16 protein-coding genes are annotated in these 18953 nt (G+C 64.9%); 15 read left to right on the top strand and 1 reads right to left on the bottom strand.

Annotation, left to right across the window (positions count from 1 at the left end; translation table 11 throughout):
- Positions 1-774: 774 nt before the first annotated feature.
- Positions 775-2526 (top strand): methyl-accepting chemotaxis protein, encoded by a 1752-nt coding sequence (locus RR42_RS35865; RefSeq protein WP_043357042.1) that lies wholly within the window; start codon positions 775-777, stop codon positions 2524-2526.
- A gap of 132 nt (positions 2527-2658) precedes the next feature.
- Positions 2659-4620 (top strand): putative bifunctional diguanylate cyclase/phosphodiesterase, encoded by a 1962-nt coding sequence (locus RR42_RS35860; protein WP_043357040.1) that lies wholly within the window; start codon positions 2659-2661, stop codon positions 4618-4620.
- Positions 4621-4663: 43 nt separating this feature from the next.
- Here RR42_RS35860 and RR42_RS35855 read toward each other — a convergent pair whose 3' ends face one another.
- Positions 4664-5416 carry a hypothetical protein gene (locus tag RR42_RS35855; protein WP_043357039.1) on the bottom strand — a complete coding sequence of 251 codons (753 nt, stop codon included), beginning with the start codon at positions 5414-5416 and terminating at the stop codon, positions 4664-4666.
- A 335-nt stretch (positions 5417-5751) separates the two neighbouring features.
- Between RR42_RS35855 and RR42_RS35850 the strand changes: the two genes are divergently transcribed.
- The 13 genes from RR42_RS35850 to cheD all read left to right on the top strand — a co-directional run bounded on the left by RR42_RS35850 (position 5752) and on the right by cheD (position 18947).
- A complete protein-coding gene (locus RR42_RS35850; RefSeq protein WP_043357037.1) occupies positions 5752-6135 on the top strand; it encodes a response regulator in 384 nt (127 codons plus the stop codon).
- Between the two features lie 168 nt (positions 6136-6303).
- Positions 6304-6780 carry a chemotaxis protein CheW gene (locus RR42_RS35845; RefSeq protein WP_043357035.1) on the top strand — a complete coding sequence of 159 codons (477 nt, stop codon included), beginning with the start codon at positions 6304-6306 and terminating at the stop codon, positions 6778-6780.
- Positions 6781-6825: 45 nt separating this feature from the next.
- Positions 6826-8466, top strand: coding sequence for a methyl-accepting chemotaxis protein (locus RR42_RS35840; RefSeq protein ID WP_043357034.1), 1641 nt, complete (start codon positions 6826-6828; stop codon positions 8464-8466).
- 153 nt (positions 8467-8619) lie between these two features.
- Positions 8620-10443 (top strand): methyl-accepting chemotaxis protein, encoded by a 1824-nt coding sequence (locus RR42_RS35835; protein WP_043357033.1) that lies wholly within the window; start codon positions 8620-8622, stop codon positions 10441-10443.
- Between the two features lie 50 nt (positions 10444-10493).
- Positions 10494-11225, top strand: a complete 732-nt coding sequence (locus tag RR42_RS35830; protein ID WP_043357031.1) for a DUF4088 family protein — start codon at positions 10494-10496, stop codon at positions 11223-11225.
- A 415-nt stretch (positions 11226-11640) separates the two neighbouring features.
- Positions 11641-11958 (top strand): flagellar transcriptional regulator FlhD, encoded by a 318-nt coding sequence (flhD, locus tag RR42_RS35825; RefSeq protein ID WP_006162633.1) that lies wholly within the window; start codon positions 11641-11643, stop codon positions 11956-11958.
- The gene (gene flhC, locus RR42_RS35820) at positions 11955-12560 is read left to right on the top strand and encodes a flagellar transcriptional regulator FlhC (RefSeq protein ID WP_043357029.1); all 606 of its coding nucleotides are present in this window, start codon (positions 11955-11957) and stop codon (positions 12558-12560) included. The genes flhD and flhC overlap by 4 nt, the downstream gene beginning before the upstream one ends.
- A 240-nt stretch (positions 12561-12800) precedes the next feature.
- Positions 12801-13664: a flagellar motor stator protein MotA gene (gene motA / locus RR42_RS35815; protein WP_043357027.1), complete on the top strand. Its 864-nt coding sequence runs from the start codon at positions 12801-12803 to the stop codon at positions 13662-13664.
- Positions 13665-13682: 18 nt separating this feature from the next.
- Positions 13683-14705 carry a flagellar motor protein MotB gene (gene motB / locus RR42_RS35810; RefSeq protein WP_043357025.1) on the top strand — a complete coding sequence of 341 codons (1023 nt, stop codon included), beginning with the start codon at positions 13683-13685 and terminating at the stop codon, positions 14703-14705.
- A 59-nt stretch (positions 14706-14764) separates the two neighbouring features.
- Complete coding sequence (cheA, locus tag RR42_RS35805; RefSeq protein WP_043357023.1) at positions 14765-16795, top strand: chemotaxis protein CheA; 2031 nt, start codon at positions 14765-14767, stop codon at positions 16793-16795.
- A gap of 21 nt (positions 16796-16816) precedes the next feature.
- Positions 16817-17311 (top strand): chemotaxis protein CheW, encoded by a 495-nt coding sequence (gene cheW, locus RR42_RS35800; RefSeq protein WP_043357020.1) that lies wholly within the window; start codon positions 16817-16819, stop codon positions 17309-17311.
- A gap of 71 nt (positions 17312-17382) precedes the next feature.
- On the top strand, positions 17383-18285 hold the full coding sequence (locus RR42_RS35795) for a CheR family methyltransferase (protein ID WP_043357018.1): 903 nt from the start codon (positions 17383-17385) through the stop codon (positions 18283-18285).
- Positions 18285-18947, top strand: coding sequence for a chemoreceptor glutamine deamidase CheD (gene cheD / locus RR42_RS35790; RefSeq protein ID WP_043358526.1), 663 nt, complete (start codon positions 18285-18287; stop codon positions 18945-18947). Before RR42_RS35795 ends, cheD begins: the two co-directional genes overlap by 1 nt.
- The last annotated feature ends 6 nt before the right edge of the window (positions 18948-18953 follow it).

Raw genomic sequence — 18953 nt, 5'->3', positions numbered from 1 at the left:
GCCGTACGCGATCCTGCAAACGCTTTTAACCCCGATGGAGAGAATTCTGATAAATCATCTGCGCCATCTAATTAATGAACTTCCACGCAGGTCGCCGGTCATCGATGGGGCCGGAATTTTCGGCGTGGTGCCCACTTTGGCATCTCGCCGAAATGCATGCGTGGCGCAGATTCGGTTTTTTTACATTCGCGCTGCGCAATAACCCTTCCCCTGGTAATGGCGAGGGTCATGAAGTGCTTTTGCTGTAACAATGCCGATCCGATTTCAGTTTGAGCGACCCTTGATCCGTATCCGACATGCCTGACGACTCGATTCCCGTCGGCGCCGCCTCCCGGCGCGTCCCTGTGGAACCGGCAAAAACCTATCGCCTGTTGAAGCATGGCCCGGTGACGCTGGTCACCAGCGCCCATGCTGGCCGCCACGACTTGTCCAGCGCCGAAGTGGCGGCCGCGTGGGCTGACTTAGCCGCATTATCAGAGGGTCGACGGTGTGTTCCGGACGTCGAGTGCCGCTCAATGCGCCATTTGGCCGGTGGCGCTTTTTTTGCCACCGGCGAGGGCTTACAGGTAGTGCCAGGAGAGCGCGAATGAGCGGGGCGAGGGCGTTGCGCCGCGGCCGGAACGGCATGAGCGGCCTGGCGTGGCGGGCACGGCACCCGGCTCAAGAAATCGCGCGACACCGCCGTTATCTGCCCTGAGCGGGTCGCTGGGGTGTCGATCCGCCGGGCCGGGGCCGACGGAGGCCTTGCGCGTTTCTTACCGTATCGGGTGCTTCATGTCTTTCCATAACAATATCCAGATCAAAACTCTGCTGCGCGGCGCAATGGCAATGTTGTCGCTTCTTCTGATGCTGGTTGGCGGCGTTGGCCTGTATGGCATGTCGCACAGCAACGACGCGCTTCAGGAAACCTATGGTAACCAGCTTGCCTCGGCGCAAGCGTTGGGCGACGCCATGCTTGGCATGACGCGCATGCGCCTGGCCCTCGATCGCGGCGTCATGCCGGGAGAGGGAGATGATGGCAAGGCGGTGGTGGATCGCTCGATGATATTCGTCGACAGTGCCGAGGCGGCCTGGAAGCGATACTTGGCGCTGCCGCAGGATGCCGAAGAAAAGGCGCTGGCCACCGAGTTTGGCCGCAAGCGCCAGGAATTCATGGAAAAGGGCATCCTGCCCGTGCAAAAGGCCATCAGGGAGAACAACGCGGACGTGGCACTCAAGATTGCCAAGAAGGACTTGCCGGAACTGCAGCGCAGCATGGCTACCGCCTACGAAGCGCTGCAGGCTTTCCAGTACCGTACCGGCGAGTCCAATTTCAATGCCGCCCAGGCCCGTTTCCAGCAAGCGCGCGTGCTTTGCTTCCTGTTGATCGCCTTTGGCCTGGTGGTGGCCGCGCTGTGCACGGCTACCCTGCAGCGGGCCATCGTCCGGCCGGTGGAGGAGGCCCTGGCGGTCTTCGAGCGTATCGCCGCGGGAGACCTGACCTCGCGTATCACCAATGTGTCGCGCAATGAGGTAGGCCGGATGATGCAGGCACTGGTCGCCATGCAGGACAGCCTGTCGAATATCGTCTCGCAGGTGCGCGGCGGCACCGACTCGATCGCTTCGGCCACGCAGCAGATCGCGACCGGTAATCTCGATTTGTCGCAGCGTACCGAAGAGCAGGCCTCGTCGCTGGAGGAGACCGCAGCCAGCATGGAAGAGCTGACTTCGGCCGTGCGCCAGAATTCGGACAACGCGCGCCAGGCCGGCGTGCTGGCCAGCGATGCCTCGCAGATCGCGCTCAAGGGCGGTGACGTGGTGGGCCGCGTGGTCGATACGATGAACGAGATCAATGGCTCGTCGCGCAAGGTGGTCGAGATCATTGCCGTGATCGAAGGCATTGCCTTCCAGACCAACATCCTGGCGCTGAACGCCGCGGTGGAAGCCGCTCGCGCCGGTGAGCAAGGCCGCGGCTTCGCGGTGGTGGCGGGCGAGGTGCGCACCCTGGCGCAGCGCTCGGCCGCCGCGGCCAAGGAGATCGAGGCATTGATCAGCGAATCGGGCCAGCGCGTGGAAAGCGGCACCAAGCTGGTTGCCGAAGCCGGCCAGACCATGGGCGAGATCGTCAACGCGGTCAAGCGGGTCACCGACATCATGAACGAGATCAGCGCGGCCACGCAGGAACAGACCAGCGGCATCGAGCAGGTCAACCAGGCGGTCACGCAGATGGATCAGGTCACCCAGCAGAATGCCGCGCTGGTGGAAGAGGCCGCGGCGGCGGCCGGCGCGCTGGAAGAGCAGGCGCAGAAGCTCAATGGCGTGGTGTCGGTGTTCCGTCTTTCCGGCAGCCACGTGATGGCAGCACAGCCGCCGGCAACGCGCGCGCCCGTGGCCGCCAAGGCCGCGGCGAGCGGTTCGCCCGGGCGCCAGCCGGCCATGCCGGCGCGCCCGCGCACGCCGGTCCAGCGCAAGGCAAGCGCGGCGCGTCCGGCTGTCCCGGCAATGGCTTCGGCCAGCGCTGGCGGCGACGACTGGAGCGCGTTCTGAGCCATGGTTGAACGTTTGCCGCCGTTTTCATCACCGGGGAAGCGCGTGTGATGCGATGATGCGGGTCTTGCGCCCGCATCGCCTGGATCGTCGCGCCATCGCCCCCAATTTTTGCGCAGCTTCCTTATTGACATGAGTGCTAGCCTTCTGCTGCTCGTTGCCCTATCCAGCCTCGCGGTCTGGTTGGGGATACGTGCAGCCAAGCCGGACCGGGAGCAGCCCAGCGGGCCGGCCCGGTCGCTGCAATGGGCGGTCTTGCTGCTCTCCCCTGCTTCCGTAGGCCTGCCGTTATGGGTCGCGCTGGGTTCCGGCAGCCTGCGCGTCACGCACGGCGTGTCGCGGACCGCGGCGGCCCTTGTCGCGACGGCCGCACTCACGCTTGCCATCCCCTGGCTGCGCCGCAACGTGCCACTGCGTGGTGCCGCGCTGGTGATGACACTGGCTGGCGCCGGCGTGGTGGTGGCTGCCGGCATGCGCTTGAGCACCCTGTGCGGCGAGGCCCCGCACCCGTCCGCCCTTTGCCTGGATCCCGGCAGGTTCATGCCGCCGGCCTGGGTGGCGGCGGGCGCACTGTTTTTGCTGCCGCTGGGATTCTTCGCCCTGCGCCGTGCCAACCTGCCCGGATGGCGGCTGGCCAGCAGCGGCAATTTCTCAAGCCCGCGGAGCCCTGCGCTGGACGAGATGTTCGAGGACCATCCGCCTGGCACTGGTGGCATCGCCGGCAGCGGCGGCCCGACCGTGCCGATGCGCCGCCGTGGCCGTATCCCGGGACGCCTGACCGTGCGCGCGACCGCGCGCGGGCATGGCACGGTCGGGGAGTACAGCGTCAGCACGGACCTTCCGGACCGTGCCGGTTTTGCTCGCTGGCTCGACCAGTCGATCGCCCAGGCGCGCCTGGCCGAGACCAGCTGCGCCGTGCTGCTGGTGCATATCGCCGATTTTCGCGAGGTCGACGAGGTTTTCGAGGTGCGCGCAGACGATATCCTGGCACAGGATGCCGGGGCGCTTGCCCAGGCAGCGCTGGAGCCGCACGACTTCCTGGCGCGCCTGGCGCGGGACGAATTCGCGGTCGGCGTGCCGGAGATGGTGCACCAGAACCGCGCCAATGAGCTGGGCGCGCGCCTGCTGGGCTCGCTCGCGGAGTTTGTGGCCGCGCGTGGCCTGCAGATGCAGATCGGGGTGAACATCGGCATCGCCATCTACCCGCGCGATGCGCAAACCTCCGAGGCCCTGATGCAGGCGGCACGCGTGAGCCTGAGCGAGGCGCGCGAAAGCGGCTCGAACCAGGTGCGCGTATTCAATTCGGCAGCCGGCGAACGCGCGCGGCGCATGCGGGTGATTCGCCGCGACCTGTGGCTGGCCATCCAGGACGATGGCCTTGCCTTGCAGTACCAACCGAAGTTCGACGTGCGCCAGCGCATCGTGATCGGCGCCGAGGCCTTGTGCCGCTGGCGCCATCCGACCCTGGGGCAGGTCAATCCCGCCGAGTTCATCACGGTGGCGGAGCAGTCCGGCCAGATCGACAAGCTCGACGACTGGGTGATCGCCACGGTCTGCCGGCAGATCCGCCAGTGGCAGGACGACGGCATCCCCGTGGTGCCGGTGGCCATCAACGTCTCTGGCTTGCGCTTTGCCAGCCGCGACTTCCCGCAGTACCTGCTCGAGCAGATCCACCAGCATGACATCCCGCCATCGGCCGTCACGCTCGAGATCACCGAGACCGCGGCGATGAAGGACATCGCCCAATCGCTGGAGACGCTGCTGGAGCTGCAGGCGCTGGGCATCCACGTGGCGCTGGACGACTTTGGCAGTGGCTATTCAAGCCTCGGTTATCTCAAGCGCTTGCGGGTCGGGACGCTGAAGATCGATCGGACCTTGATTGGCGGGCTGGATGTCGATGCGCAGGGCAGGGCCATTGTCGGGTCGATGGTGGCGCTGGCCCACGAGCTGAAGATGCGGGTGGTGGCGGAAGGCGTGGAGTCGCATTCGCAACTGGATATCCTGGCGGGGATGGGGTGCGACGAGGCGCAGGGGTATTTGCTGTCGCATCCCTTGGACCCTGCCACGTTTGCCAATTTGCTGTCGGGACCGTGAGGGGGGCGGGCGAACCGGGCGAACGACGCCTCGCCGTCAGACCTCACTTTCTGGGTGTGAAAGGCTCCGGTAAGGCACCTCCAGGCGGAAACAATGCCAACAGGCGGGTAAACCGCCCGCTCTCCGGCACCAGCAAGGCAAAGCGAGTCTCGCAATAGTGCCCGGTAACGGCCCCAAGCCGGCGCAACTGCTGGCTGCAGCTAACCAGCGACGGCAGCCCGCGCGGCAGGTAGATGCTCGCCAGCAGCGCCTCCGGCTCGATCCGCGTGCGGCCGTGAAAGCGCGCTAGCTGCATCAGCAGCTCATCCGACATGCCGGCCTCGCTGCTGGTGTCCAGGTGCAAGGGCAGGCCAACGGCGTCGCGATTGGCTACCGTCTGCACATCGCGCCAGTTCAGTGGCATGGGTCCGTCGCTGAGCACTGGCGCGAACAGCACCGAAGCCAGCAGCTGCAGGGTGCGCGGCAGCGCCTCGGCGGTGGTCGGCACGATGGGCCCGCAGCCAGTGGCGGCATGTGGCAGGCCGTCGACCAGCAATGTGAGCACCAGGCGATCGGGATGGCGCAGGGAGCGCAGGCGTTGGGCGGTGGTAGCGCTGATCTGCCGCTCCACGATCACAAGCTGCGCATCAGCCGGCTGGCGCGGGCGCCGCGATACCCAGTGCAGGCATCCACCAAAATCCGGCAGCGACGCCAGCAATGCGTCCGGGGCACCCTGGACGAAGACGGTGAGCTTGTCGGGTTGGCACGGGTCAGGGGTATCCCGTTTGCTCCACTGCGGGCCTGGCAAGTTCGACATGATCACGTTCCGATGGTATTGCAGTGCCTCAGTCGCGGGTAGCGCAGGCGTGCCATGGCCCACCGGTGCGAGGGCCATTTTACGGCGAGGCCGTAGTATGCCCACCCGCCGCCGGCAGATGCACCCCATGCTCGTGGGGTAACAAATCCCGCCGATCCACGCAACCGTACTACGGATTCGGCCACCGCTGCCGATATGCCCCAAAGGGGCGTTGTTTGCACCGGCCACTCCAGTCGCGCTTCGCCGCACACCGCAGCCCCGTCCGCAGGAACATCGGTCCACCGGGCCAGAACCCCGGCTTGTGGACTCACCATCGTGCTGTCAACGGAGCCGCTATGTCTTTGCCTCATATTCTAGTTGTCGATGATTCTCCCTCCTTGCGCCGCATGATTGGCGCCTGCTTGCGCGCGGGGGGCTACGGCGTGTCCGAAGCCGCCGACGGTGACGAGGCGCTGGCGCTCGCCCTGGACGCCACTTTCGGCATGCTGGTGACCGACCAGGTGATGCCGGGAACGGACGGCCTGACCCTGATCCGCAAGCTGCGCGGGCGCGCCGCCTATGCCGCCGTCCCGATGCTGATGCTGAGCACCGAGGCCGACAGCCAGGTGCGCGAGCAGGCTCGCGTGGCCGGCGCGTCCGGCTTCCTGGCCAAGCCGTTCGATCCGGATCAGCTGATGGAGGCTGTGAATGCGCTGCTAGACCCCTCCAAGGTAGGGTAAATGCCTTGGTATTGTTGCCCTTCAGTCACGTCCAGGACTGCCGTTAAGAGGTAAACGATATTCGTGCCTCGTCGCAGGCAGAGTCTCGGCCTGGCTGCCCTCCCGCGGGCCGGCCGGCTGCGGCTTTGCCAGCGCCGCATGGCCGGTCATGGCAGCGGGAGCCAGCAAATGAAAACCGGGAACAAGACAGAGGGCACGGGGGAGGAGTTCCTCGCGTTCAGGTTGGGCGGCGAGGAGTACGGCGTCGACATCCTCAAGGTGCAGGAGATCCGTGGCTATGAGAACGTCACGCAGATTGCCAATGCGCCAGCCTATCTCAAGGGCGTGGTCAACCTGCGCGGGATCATCGTCCCGATCATCGACCTGCGCATCAAGTTTCGCCAGGACAAGATCAACTATGACCAGTACACGGTCGTGATCATCGTCGACCTGCACGATCGCACCACCGGCATCGTGGTCGACGGCGTATCCGACGTGCTGACGCTGGCCCCGGGCCAGATCCGGCAAGCACCCCAGCTCTCCGGCGAGACGGACTACATCCGCGGCATCGGTTCGCTCGAAAGCCGCATGCTCATCCTCGTCGATATCGAGAAGCTGCTAGACACCGAAGAACTCGCAGCCATTGAGGCAGCCGCGGCCGCCTGAGGCGGGCGCACGTAGCGAGAGTCCGATCCACGCAGTCTTCCATCCATGCGAAATAATCAACCCGTTACCTCCCGCGAGTACAAGCTCCGCGCAGACGATTACCTGATCTCCAGGACCGACCTGAAGGGGCGCATTACGTTCGCCAATCGCGCTTTTATCGAAGCCAGCGGATTCGAACCCGAGGAATTGCTCGGCGCCGCACACAACCTGGTCCGCCATCCGGACATGCCGCCGGAGGCATTCGTCGACCTGTGGAAGACCATCCAGGCCGGTCGCTCGTGGGTTGGCATTGTCAAGAACCGCCGCAAGGACGGTGATTTCTACTGGGTCAGCGCTACGGTGACGCCCACGATTGTCGACGGCCAGCTGGTGGGCTACACCTCGGTGCGCTCGATGCCGCAGCGCGAGCAGGTTGAGGCAGCGGGCGCCGCCTACGCGCGGCTGCGCGAGGGCAGCGGCTCGGGCCTGGCCGTGCGCGACGGTGCCGTGGTGCGCAGGGGCTTGGCTGGGCTGCCGGCTCGCCTGGGCAAGATCACGCTCAAGCGGCGCATCCTGCTGTCGCAGGCGGCGGGCCTGGTGTGGTTCCTCGCGGCGCTGCTGGCCTTCGAGGCGCTGGCCGGGGCACAAGCCATTAGCCAGTTGCGGCCCTGGCTGTGGGGCGGCTTCGGGCTGGCGGTCGCGTCATCCTTTATCGGCGGCACGCTGCTGCTGGCACGCGTGAACCGGCCGGTGCAGGACATGCTCGACTTTGCCTTGCGCATGGGCGCGGGCGATCTCACCACGCGCCTGGACTACCGCGCAAGCGACGAGGTGGGGGCGCTGGCGCGTGCCATGCGCACGATGCAGCGCAGCTTGCTGTCGGTGGTGGCCGAGATACAGGAGGGCATGACGAGCATTTCCACGGCAACGCGCCAGGTGGCCGCGGGCAACAGCGACCTGTCGCAGCGCACCGAGCAGCAGGCGGCCTCGCTGGAAGAAACCGCATCGAGCATGGAAGAGCTGACCAGCACGGTGCGCCAGAACGCGGACAACGCGCGCCAGGCCAGCGGCCTGGCAGCCAACGCCTCCGAGATTGCCGTCAAGGGCGGCGAAGTGGTGGGCCGTGTGGTGCAGACCATGGATGACATCAATGGTGCATCGAAGAAGATCGTCGACATTATCGGCGTGATCGAAGGCATCGCCTTCCAGACCAATATCCTGGCGCTGAACGCGGCGGTGGAAGCCGCGCGCGCCGGCGAACAGGGCCGGGGCTTCGCGGTGGTGGCGGGCGAGGTGCGCGGGCTGGCACAGCGCAGCGCGAACGCGGCCAAGGAAATCAAGGGCTTGATCGGCGACACGGTGGCACGGGTGGACAACGGCTCGGCGCTGGTGGGCCAGGCCGGGCTGACCATGGGCGAGATCGTGCAGGCGGTCAAGCGCGTGACGGACATCATGGGCGAGATCAGCGCGGCGTCCGCCGAGCAGAGCTCGGGCATCGAGCAGGTCAACAAGGCGGTGGCGCAAATGGACGAAGTGACGCAGCAGAACGCGGCGCTGGTCGAGCAGGCCGCGGCCGCGGCAGGCGCGCTCGAAGATCAGGCCGGGCGCCTGCGCGATGCGGTGGCTACCTTCCGCGTCAGCTTGCGCCCTGAAGCACGGCCGGTGCGCGCCCGCCAGGGCGACGCGCCGCATCTGGCGCAAGCCTGAAAAGAGAAAGAGATCAAGCAGTGTCGAGGCAATCGGCCTGAAAGCGTGTTCTAAAAGAAGAAGTAGCGCCTGTCGTGCGCATCGCCGGCAACCCGCCGGCAGCGGACAGATGAGGCCCCCGGTCAAGTCATTCAGAAAAAAGAGGTAGTCTGCATGCAATGGTTCAATCAGCTCCGCGTCACGACCAAGCTGGTCGTTGGCTTTCTGGTCGTGTCGCTTATCGGCGCGGTGATGGGTCTGCTGGGCGTCATCAACATGGGGCGCATGACGGACTGGACCAGCAGGATCTATCACGACGACCTGCAGGCGCTCAAGGCGGTGCAGAGCGGCAACATCGACCTGCTCTATTCCAGCCGCGCGCAGATCGCGCTGCTGTCGGCTTCGACCATGGGTGAGCGCGCCGCCGAGAAGGAACAGATCGAAAAGTCGCTGGTCCTGCTGGACGAGAGCGTAAAGCGTGCGCGTCCTGCGTTCAGCCAGCCCGAGGGGATCGCCCTCGTCAAGCAATTCGATACCCTGTTGCCGGCCTACCGTGAGCGGCTGGGCAAGTATGTGGCGCTCGTCAGCAAGCAGCCGCTCGATACCTCGCAGTTTGAAAGCCAGGTCTTTAGCGAAAGCGCCGACCTGATCAAGGATAGCCGTGCGCTCGAAGACATCATGGCAAAGATGGTCAAGCGCCGCGACGATCGCGCGCTGGCCAATATGGACGAAGCACGTGGCGTCTACGAAAGCTCCCGCCTGTGGATGCTGGGCCTGGTGCTGGGCGGCCTGGCCGTCTCTGTGCTGCTGGGCGCCTTCCTGGCCCGTACGCTGTCGCGCCAGTTGGGCGGCGAGCCGGCCTACGCGGTGGACATTGCCTCGCGTATCGCCGAGGGCGATTTCTCGGCAGACGTGAAGTTGCGTGCGGGCGACAAGGACAGCCTGCTGCACGCCATGAAACAGATGCAGCAGCAACTCTCGGCCATGGTGCGCGACTTCAAGGATTCCGCGGGATCGATCGCATCCGCCTCGCGTGAGATTGCCGCGGGCAACAGCGACCTGTCACAGCGCACCGAGCAGCAGGCGGCCTCGCTGGAAGAAACCGCATCGAGCATGGAAGAGCTGACCAGCACGGTGCGCCAGAACGCGGACAACGCGCGCCAGGCCAGCGGCCTGGCGGCCAACGCCTCCGAGACCGCGGTCAAGGGTGGCGAAGTGGTGGGCCGCGTGGTGAAGACCATGGATGAGATCAACGATGCATCCAGGAAGATCGTCGACATTATTGGTGTGATCGAAGGCATTGCCTTCCAGACCAATATCCTGGCGCTGAACGCGGCAGTGGAAGCCGCGCGCGCCGGCGAACAGGGCCGGGGCTTCGCGGTGGTGGCAGGCGAGGTGCGCAGCCTGGCGCAGCGCAGCGCGAATGCGGCCAAGGAAATCAAGGGCCTGATCGGAGACACGGTGGCGCGTGTGGACAACGGCTCGACGCTGGTGGGCCAGGCCGGGCACACCATGGGTGAGATCGTGCAGGCGGTCAAGCGCGTGACGGACATCATGGGCGAGATCAGCGCGGCGTCCGCCGAGCAGAGCTCGGGCATCGAGCAGGTCAACAAGGCGGTGGCGCAAATGGACGAGGTGACGCAGCAGAACGCGGCGCTGGTCGAGGAGGCCGCAGCTGCCGCCGGTTCGCTGGAAGATCAGGCTACGCGCCTGCAATCCTCGGTAGCGAGCTTCCGCCTGGCCGAAACGGATGGCTTTGCCGGCTCCCGCGCGCAAGCGCCGCAGCCCAAGGTGATCGCTGCGACCAAGGTCAAGCCCAGGCGCATGGAGCCGTCGGCACCCGCCATCCGCCACGAAGAGTCCGGTCACGCCGAGCCCGCGCCGGTGGACAAGGCTGAGCGCGAGGGCGGACGTGAAGCGCCTGCGCCGGTGACGGCGCGCGCGGCTCGTCCCGTAGCCCTGGCTACCTCGGAAAGCGGCGACTGGAGCGCTTTCTGACGGCGAATAAGGTGCTCCCGCCGTCAGCGGCATAGGCAGACCTGCACATCATGACTACTGAAATCACCCTGGCGCTGCCCGAAGAGGCTGCGGCCAAGCTGCGCGCCGAGTTCGAGCACTTCGTCAAGCTCTCGACCGGGTTGGACAACGAGTTCACGCCGCCCGGCTTCGATGACTTCCTGCGGGCGCGCCTGCTGCACCATGACGGCCCGCTGACCGAGCGCGCCGTCACGCGGTTGCTCTCGGGTGGGGAGTACGCCTGGGCCAAGCGTGTGTTCAACAAGCAGCTGCCCAATGCCATGGCGACGCTGATGCGCGACGCGCAGCGCTATGGCTACGGCCTGGCGGTGCGCTACGAGTGGACGCCCCAGGAGCGCCTTGCGCACGCCCGTGACTGGTCCCGGCAGATCCTGGAGGACGCCGGGGCTGACCTAGCCTTTACCGATCCCCTGGCATCCCAGCTGGCCACCTCCGCGGTGGATATCCGTACGCTCGAGGAGCAGATGCAGACACCGGCATGGCGCGTCGCGCAAAGCCTGCGCCGCCGGGTCTACGACCTTATGTACATGGTGCAGACTGAGCGCACCGCCGGCGCGGCACGCTCGCGGCTGGGCGAGTTGCGCGCGTTGCTGGGGCTATCGATGGACTACGGCACCGTGAGTGCCGAAGAAGCCGCGCGCGTGATGGAGCAGGTGGAGCAAACCTGCCCGCATCTGTTCCGCGAAGAGCCCGACGACCTGTTCGCACGGGTGGCTGCATGGCTGCGCAGGGTCCTAGTGTAGTGAGGCTAGCTCGTCAATAGAGGAATGCGACTAGTACACCCTCGGACGGGATGACCTAACGGGCTAATTTAGTGCTTTTCTTCTGTTACATACGCGTAACAGTTTTGATGCAAATCACATGACAAGGAGATGACCGTTACAAACTTTGAATCCCATGTATGTTTCATGCGACATTGCCGTACCCCAACGTAAGAGGGGATTGGCAGTCCGATCAGATTGCCGATATAACACTGTCAGTCGCACTTACACTCTGTAACATTTGTAACGTTTCAGATAGGTCTGACCAAGCGCAGTTCCGTAGTCGTACGCAGTACCCGTCGCACACGCACTCAAACGATCTGGTCGCCTTCAGCCTTCGGCTGCGGGTAAGCGCCGGACAAGCGGTCGAAGGGCTTTTTTTGGTAGCGGGGAAAAATTGGAAAGCAGTGAAGTTCTCCAGGAGATCAGGGAGGTCAATCTCGCCTATCTGCTGCTCGCGCAACGCCTGGTGCGCGAAAATCATCTGGAAGCCATGTTCAGGCTTGGTGTCAGCAAGGAAATTGCCGACATCCTCGCCAAGTTGACACCGGCCCAGCTTGTCAAACTGGCAGCATCAAACATGGTCCTATGCCGTTTTCGGTTCGACGACCATGCCTTGCTGTCGACACTCACCCATACGGCCAAGAGCCATGATATGCAGCAGATCCATGCTGCGATCCTGCTCGCACGGCAGCCCGTGGAGTCGCTCAATTGACCGCGCTCCTGCAGGCCCCGTCAGCCCGGAGTACCACGGCCACTCCCGTCCCCAATCGCAAGAGCGTCCTGCAGGATGCCAACCAGACCCAGCTCGCCATTGAGCTGATCGGCCTGGGTGCGCGCCTGCAAGTCCTCGAAGCCGAGACCACGCTCTCGCGCGATCGCCTGATCCGCCTCTACAAGGAGCTGCGCGGCGCCTCGCCGCCCAAGGGCATGCTCCCCTTCTCGACCGACTGGTTCACCACCTGGTTGCCAAACATCCATTCCTCGCTGTTCTTCTCGGCCTATCAGTTCATGGTCCAGCAGGGAGAGACGGTTGGCATCCGCGGCGTGGTGGCAGCCTATCGGCTCTATCTTGAGCACGTATCGCTGCTCGAAAGCGAAATTGTCTTAAGTTTCACCCGTGCCTGGACGTTAGTACGGTTTTTCGAGAGCAACATGCTGCAGCTTTCCAGCTGCACCTGCTGCGGCGGGCGTTTCGTTGCGCACGCGTACGAGCCGCATGCGAATTTCGTATGCAGCCTGTGCCGTCCGCCCTCGCGTGCCGGCAAAGCCAAGAAGCTCTCGAAGGACATCGCACCAGCGCAAGCTGTCGCCTGACTGAAATCCTTGGGTCGATAGGGCACTAAGTCTTCAAGTCTTGCCGCCTTCAGTCGTTAAGTCTTAAGACGGACCGGACTTCAGGACCCAAGGCTTCAAGGCCCGATAGTCCCAAGGTCTCAGATCCGATGGCAGCCTGCGTGACAGCTGAGCCCAGCCAAGGCAGGCGGTCTATCCGCCTGGCTGGAGGGGTGACGCTTGTGCGTGCCTGACGCGTGTTTTTCTGACGGGGAATCAATCGTGCTAGTTGTAATTGGCTTTGTTGTCGTGATAGTGGCGGTGCTTGGTGGATACGCCATGACCGGCGGCCATATGGGCGCGCTTTATCAGCCGGCAGAGCTTGTCATCATTGGGGGCGCTGCAGTCGGCGCGTTCATCAGCTCCAATAATGGCAAGGCTATCAAGGCCACCATGCGCGTGCTGCCGACACTGTTTCGCAGCAGCAAGTACAGCAAGGCGCTGTACATGGAAGTCATGGCGCTGCTCTATGTCCTGCTGTCCAAGGCCCGCCGCGAAGGCATCCTGTTCCTCGAGAAGGAAATCGCGGATCCGGCGGCCAGCAGCGTGTTCAGCCAGTATCCGCGCATCCTTGCCGACCCGGGAATGATGGAGTTCCTGACGGACTACCTGCGCATGATGGTCAACGGCAATATGAACGCCTTCGAGATCGAGACCCTGATGGATCACGAGATCGAGACCTTCCGCCACGAAGCCGAGGTGCCGGCGCATGCGCTGACCCGGATCGGCGATGGCCTGCCCGCCTTCGGCATTGTCGCCGCGGTGATGGGCGTGGTGCACGCGCTGGCCTCGGCAGACCTGCCGCCGGCCGAACTGGGCGCGCTGATTGCACACGCCATGGTCGGTACCTTCCTCGGCATCTTGCTCGCCTACGGCTTTGTCTCGCCACTGGCGGCGCGGGTCGAGCACCAAGTGGACGAAGCCGTGAAGATGTACGAGTGCATCAAGGTCACGCTGCTGGCTTCGCTCAATGGGTATGCACCTCTGGTGGCGGTGGAGTTCGGCCGCAAGGTGTTGTACTCGACCGAGCGGCCATCCTTCCTCGAACTGGACGACCACGTCCGCGAAGTCAAGAGCATTACCTGACGAAGAGGAGCGACAGCGATGAGCAGTGAGCACGGTGCGCACCCCATTGTCGTCAAACGCATCAAGAAGAGCAGCGCCGGGCATCATGGCGGATCGTGGAAGATCGCCTACGCCGACTTCATGACGGCAATGATGGCGCTGTTCCTTGTGCTTTGGCTGCTGAAGGCTGCCCAGCCCAAGGACCTGGTGCAATTGGCCGAGTATTTCCGCACGCCGCTGAAAGTGGCCATTGCGGGCGGCAACAAGAGCAGCCTGTCTTCCAGCGTGATCCCTGGCGGCGGCACTGACGTGACCCGCCAGGACGCGGAAGTCAGGAAGACGCCTGAAGACGCCACGGAAAAGGCCAAGGAGCGCCAGGAAGCCGAGCGCCTGCGCTCGCTCAAGAAGCGTCTTGAGCAGATCATCGAGAACAACCCCGTGCTGCGCCAGTTCCGCCCGCAGTTGCTGCTCGATATCACCAGCGAAGGTTTGCGCATCCAGATCCTGGATACGCAGAACCGGCCGATGTTCCGTACCGGCAGCGCCGCGGTCGAGCCGTATATGCGCAGCATCCTGCGCGAGATCGGCCCGGTGCTCAACGAGATGCCCAACAAGGTCAGCCTGTCCGGCCATACCGACTCCGCCAACTATTCCAATGGCGAGCGCACGTATAGCAACTGGGAGCTATCTTCAGACCGCTCCAACGCCTCCCGGCGCGAGCTGGTTGCCGGCGGCATGAACGAGGGCAAGGTGCTGCGTGTGATTGGCCTGGCCGCGACCATGCCGCTCGACAAGAAGGACGATCTCGCGCCGGTGAATCGCCGCATCAGCATCGTGGTGCTGAACCAGCGCGCGCAGTCTCGGATCGAGGCTGAGAATGCCAGCGCCGCCGAGGTTTCGATCGCAGCAAAGGCCGGTGAAGCCGGCAAGGAAGTGCAGGCAGGCCTGGCGGCCGCCTCCGCCCCTGCAACCGCAGTCGCGCCGGCCGCTTCGGCCGCCCCGGCTGCGGCTGCGCCGGGCAACGCCGCCGCGGCCCCGGCCAAGCCGGGCAGTGTTCAATGAAGACCGTCTGCCATGCCGGCAGCGGACTTCGCAGCAAAATTCAGTGAGCCAGGACGGTTATGTCTGTCGATATCGATATCACGCAGTTCTACCAGACCTTTTTCGAGGAGGCGGAAGAGCTCCTCGTGGAAATGGAGCAACTGCTGCTTGGGCTGGATCTCGAATCCCCCGATGCGGAAGAGCTCAACGCGATTTTTCGCGCGGCGCACTCTATCAAGGGCGGCGCGGCCACGTTCGGCTTCGCTGCCCTGACCGAAACCACGCACCTGCTGGAAAACCTGCTTGACCGTACGCGGCGGCGGGAACTGGCGTTGTCCCGGACCATCATCGACACTTTTCTGGAAACCAAGGACGTGTTGCAAGATCAGCTCAACGCCTACCGTAACGGTACGGAACCCGATCCGGAAACGCTGGCGCGTATCTGCGCCGTTCTTCAGCAACTGGCGCTCGAGGCTGCGGGCGGCACGCCGGCGGCGGCGAGCGCCCCGGCTGCGCCTGTTGCCGCAGCGCCAGCCGCGGCACCGGCGGCACCGGCAGCCGCCGGCGGCGGCCTGAAGGTGACGCTGGTCAAGGTGTCGCCTTCGGACCAGGCGCTGTTGCGCGAGGAACTTGCCAACCTGGGCGAGATCACCGGGCAGAAGGAAGAGGGCGGCGATCTCACCGTGTGGCTGTCGAGCCAGTGCAGCGCCGATGACATCATCGCGGTGTGCTGCTTCGTCGTCGACGGCGACCAGATCGTCGTCGAAGCGGCGGATGCGCCGGCTGCGGCCGCAGCGCCGGCCGCAGCCGAGCCGGTCCCTGAGGCTGCTGCGCCCGCGCCGGTCGCCGCAGCACCGGCGCAGGCCCCGGCCGCGCCCGTCAAGGAAAAAGCCAAGGCGCAGCCCGCCGCGGCCGCTCACGCGCAGGAGTCCGGCTCCATCCGCGTGCCCACCGAAAAAGTGGACCAGATCATCAACCTGGTGGGCGAGCTGGTCATCACGCAATCGATGCTGGCGCAGACCGCGTCCGCGCTCGATCCGGTGCTGTTCGACCGCTTGTTCTCCGGCATGGGCCAGCTCGAGCGCAATGCGCGCGACCTGCAGGAAGCGGTGATGTCGATCCGCATGATGCCGATGGACTACGTCTTCTCGCGCTTCCCGCGCCTGGTGCGCGACCTCGCCGGCAAGCTGGGCAAGCAGATCGACCTGGTCACCTTCGGTAAGGCCACCGAGCTCGACAAGAGCCTGATCGAACGCATCATCGATCCGCTGACCCACCTGGTGCGCAACAGCCTGGACCACGGCATCGAGACCCCGGACTTGCGTGTTGCCGCGGGCAAGGAACCCACCGGGCAGCTGATCCTGTCGGCCCAGCATCACGGCGGCAACATCGTCATTGAAGTAAGCGACGACGGTGGCGGCCTGCGCCGCGACAAGATCCTTGCCAAGGCGCTGCAGAACGGCCTGCCGGTGTCGGAGAACATCAGCGACGACGAAGTCTGGCAACTGATCTTCGCGCCGGGCTTCTCCACCGCCGAAGCGGTGACCGACCTGTCCGGCCGCGGCGTGGGCATGGACGTGGTCAAGCGGAACATCCAGGAAATGGGCGGCCACGTCGAGGTTACCTCGCGTCCCGGCCAGGGCACCACCACCCGCATCGTGCTGCCGCTGACGCTGGCGATCCTGGACGGCATGTCCGTCAAGGTGGGCGCCGAGACCTTCATCCTGCCGCTGAACTGCGTGATGGAGTCGCTGCAGCCCAAGCCGGAAGACGTGCACACGGCAGCCAACAACGACCGCGTGATGCATGTGCGCGGCGAGTACCTGCCGCTGCTGGAGTTGCATCGCGTGTTCAACGTGGCCGAAGCCGTGCAGGAACCGACCCAGGGCATCGCCGTGATCCTGCAGGCCGAAGGCAAGCGTTTCGCGCTGCTGGTGGACCAACTGATCGGCCAGCACCAGGTCGTGCTGAAGAACCTCGAAACCAACTACCGCAAGGTGCCTTGCATTTCCGCCGCCACCATCCTGGGCGACGGCAGCGTGGCACTGATCGTGGACGTCGGCGCGCTGCAGCGCACCGGAGTGCGCCGCCAAGACCCGGCGCTTGCTTAACGCTCAGGAGAACAAGACATCATGGCCGGCATCGGACACATCGATACCCCCGGGAGCGAAGCTTCCGGGCAGGAGTTCCTGGTTTTCACGCTAGGAAGCGAAGAGTATGGCATCGACATTCTCAAGGTGCAGGAGATCCGCGGCTACGACGCGGTGACCCGCCTGGCGAATGCGCCCGATTTCATCAAGGGCGTGACCAATCTGCGCGGCGTGATCGTGCCGATCGTGGACCTGCGCCTGAAGTTCCGCTTGGGCAACGTGCGCTACGACCACCACACCGTGGTCATCATCCTCAATATCGCGGGCCGTGTGGTTGGCATCGTGGTGGATGGCGTATCGGACGTGCTGACCCTGACCGGCGAAGCCATCAAGCCAGCGCCGGAGTTCGGCGTCTCGGTCTCCAACGATCACCTGACCGGCCTCGGCACTGTCGACGGCCGCATGCTGATCCTGATCGACATCGAGAAGCTGATGACCAGTGCCGAAATGGAACTGGTCGAAGCCGAGCTCGCCTGATCCCGCACAGATCCGCCTGAGTTCACCAAAGCAAGCCCCAGCAAGACCACGGCCAAAAGCCCCCGCAACACATGACGCAGCTTCGCCCAACCGCCTTTGCCGCCGGCCCGCAATCAGCGCAGCCCGCTTCCCTGCGGCGCGACGAGCCGCGTGACTTCCTGCTGACCGAGCGGGACTTCGAGAAGATCCGCGCGATGATTCATCGCCGCGCGGGCATCTCGCTTGGCAGCCACAAGCGAGAGATGGTGTACAGCCGGCTGGCGCGACGGCTGCGCACGCTGCAGCTGGTCGATTTCGGCACTTACCTGGCAATGCTGGATGCCGATGACGGCTCGGAGGAGTGGGAGTTCTTTACCAACGCGCTCACCACCAACCTGACGTCGTTCTTCCGCGAAGCCCATCACTTCCCCTTGCTGGCGGAACACGCCAAGAAGACCGGCCGGCCCTACTCGGTATGGTGCTCGGCCGCGTCCACCGGCGAGGAACCCTACTCGATCGCCATCACACTGGCCGAGGCGCTCGGCGAGCGCGCCGCCACCGTGCTGGCAACCGATATCGACACCCAGGTGCTGGCCAAGGCCCGCTCCGGCGTCTATACGGCCGAGCAGGTGAACAAGCTCTCGCCGGAGCGGCTCAAGCGCTTTTTCCTCAAGGGCACCGGCCAGCGCGCAGGCGCGGTCAAGGTCAAGCCGGAGCTGGCGGGCACCATCAGTTTCGAGCCGCTCAACCTGCTGGCGCCGGACTGGGGGATTCGCGAGAAGTTCGACGCGATCTTCTGCCGCAACGTCATGATCTATTTCGACAAGCCTACCCAGGGCAAGATCCTGGAGCGCTTCGTGCCGCTGCTCAAGCCGCACGGACTGCTGTTCGCGGGCCACTCCGAGAATTTCTCCTACGTGACGCGTGCCTTCCAGCTGCGCGGGCAGACTGTCTATGAACTGGCGCCGCAGTCGGTCCGGCTGGGAGGATCATGATGCGCACGCCCCAATTGCCCGAGGCGATTGCCACCCGCAGCTACTTTGACCGGGAATTCGGCAAGCAAGCCATCAAGCTGCTGCCCAACGAGTATTACGTGACCCGCGAGGACGTGGTGCTGACCACGGTGCTCGGCTCGTGCGTAGCAGCATGCATCCGCGACGAGACGGCCGGGGTCGGGGGCATGAACCATTTCATGCTGCCGGACGATGATGGTGCGGGCGCGGGTGCGGACCGGCTGCTCAGCGCATCGATGCGCTACGGCTCCTACGCGCTGGAAGTGCTGATCAACGAATTGCTGAAGATGGGCGCGCGCCGCGAGCGGCTCGAAGCCAAGGTGTTCGGCGGCGGCGCGGTGCTGGCCAACATGACCACGCTCAATATCGGCGATCGCAACGCCGAGTTCGTGCTCAGGTACCTGAAGGCCGAGGAGATCCGCGTGGCCGCCCAGGACCTGCGTGGCCCGCACGCGCGCCGCGTCAGCTATTTCCCGCTTACCGGGCTGGCGCTGGTGCGCCGGCTCACCCGACAGGACGACCAGGTGGTGGTCGAGCGCAACGAACGCGCGCTGGCACGCGCCATTGCCAGCTCCGCGACGGCGCCCGCAAAGGGCGGCGCGGAACTGTTTTCGCGGCGTGCGCCGTCGGCTGCCGTTTCCTGATACGAC

Origin of the sequence: Cupriavidus basilensis (genome assembly GCF_000832305.1) — a bacterium.
GTDB classification, from domain to species: domain Bacteria; phylum Pseudomonadota; class Gammaproteobacteria; order Burkholderiales; family Burkholderiaceae; genus Cupriavidus; species Cupriavidus basilensis_F.
This window is presented reverse-complemented; position numbering and strand designations above follow the sequence as displayed.

Bases quoted from the DNA above. Each gene is read 5' to 3' on its own strand.
- RR42_RS35865 (WP_043357042.1), top strand. From the start codon at position 775: ATGTCTTTCCATAACAATATCCAGATCAAAACTCTGCTGCGCGGCGCA.
- RR42_RS35860 (WP_043357040.1), top strand. From the start codon at position 2,659: ATGAGTGCTAGCCTTCTGCTGCTCGTTGCCCTATCCAGCCTCGCGGTC.
- RR42_RS35855 (WP_043357039.1), bottom strand. From the start codon at position 5,416: ATGTCGAACTTGCCAGGCCCGCAGTGGAGCAAACGGGATACCCCTGAC.
- RR42_RS35850 (WP_043357037.1), top strand. From the start codon at position 5,752: ATGTCTTTGCCTCATATTCTAGTTGTCGATGATTCTCCCTCCTTGCGC.
- RR42_RS35845 (WP_043357035.1), top strand. From the start codon at position 6,304: ATGAAAACCGGGAACAAGACAGAGGGCACGGGGGAGGAGTTCCTCGCG.
- RR42_RS35840 (WP_043357034.1), top strand. From the start codon at position 6,826: ATGCGAAATAATCAACCCGTTACCTCCCGCGAGTACAAGCTCCGCGCA.
- RR42_RS35835 (WP_043357033.1), top strand. From the start codon at position 8,620: ATGCAATGGTTCAATCAGCTCCGCGTCACGACCAAGCTGGTCGTTGGC.
- RR42_RS35830 (WP_043357031.1), top strand. From the start codon at position 10,494: ATGACTACTGAAATCACCCTGGCGCTGCCCGAAGAGGCTGCGGCCAAG.
- motB (WP_043357025.1), top strand. From the start codon at position 13,683: ATGAGCAGTGAGCACGGTGCGCACCCCATTGTCGTCAAACGCATCAAG.
- cheA (WP_043357023.1), top strand. From the start codon at position 14,765: ATGTCTGTCGATATCGATATCACGCAGTTCTACCAGACCTTTTTCGAG.
- cheW (WP_043357020.1), top strand. From the start codon at position 16,817: ATGGCCGGCATCGGACACATCGATACCCCCGGGAGCGAAGCTTCCGGG.
- RR42_RS35795 (WP_043357018.1), top strand. From the start codon at position 17,383: ATGACGCAGCTTCGCCCAACCGCCTTTGCCGCCGGCCCGCAATCAGCG.
- cheD (WP_043358526.1), top strand. From the start codon at position 18,285: ATGCGCACGCCCCAATTGCCCGAGGCGATTGCCACCCGCAGCTACTTT.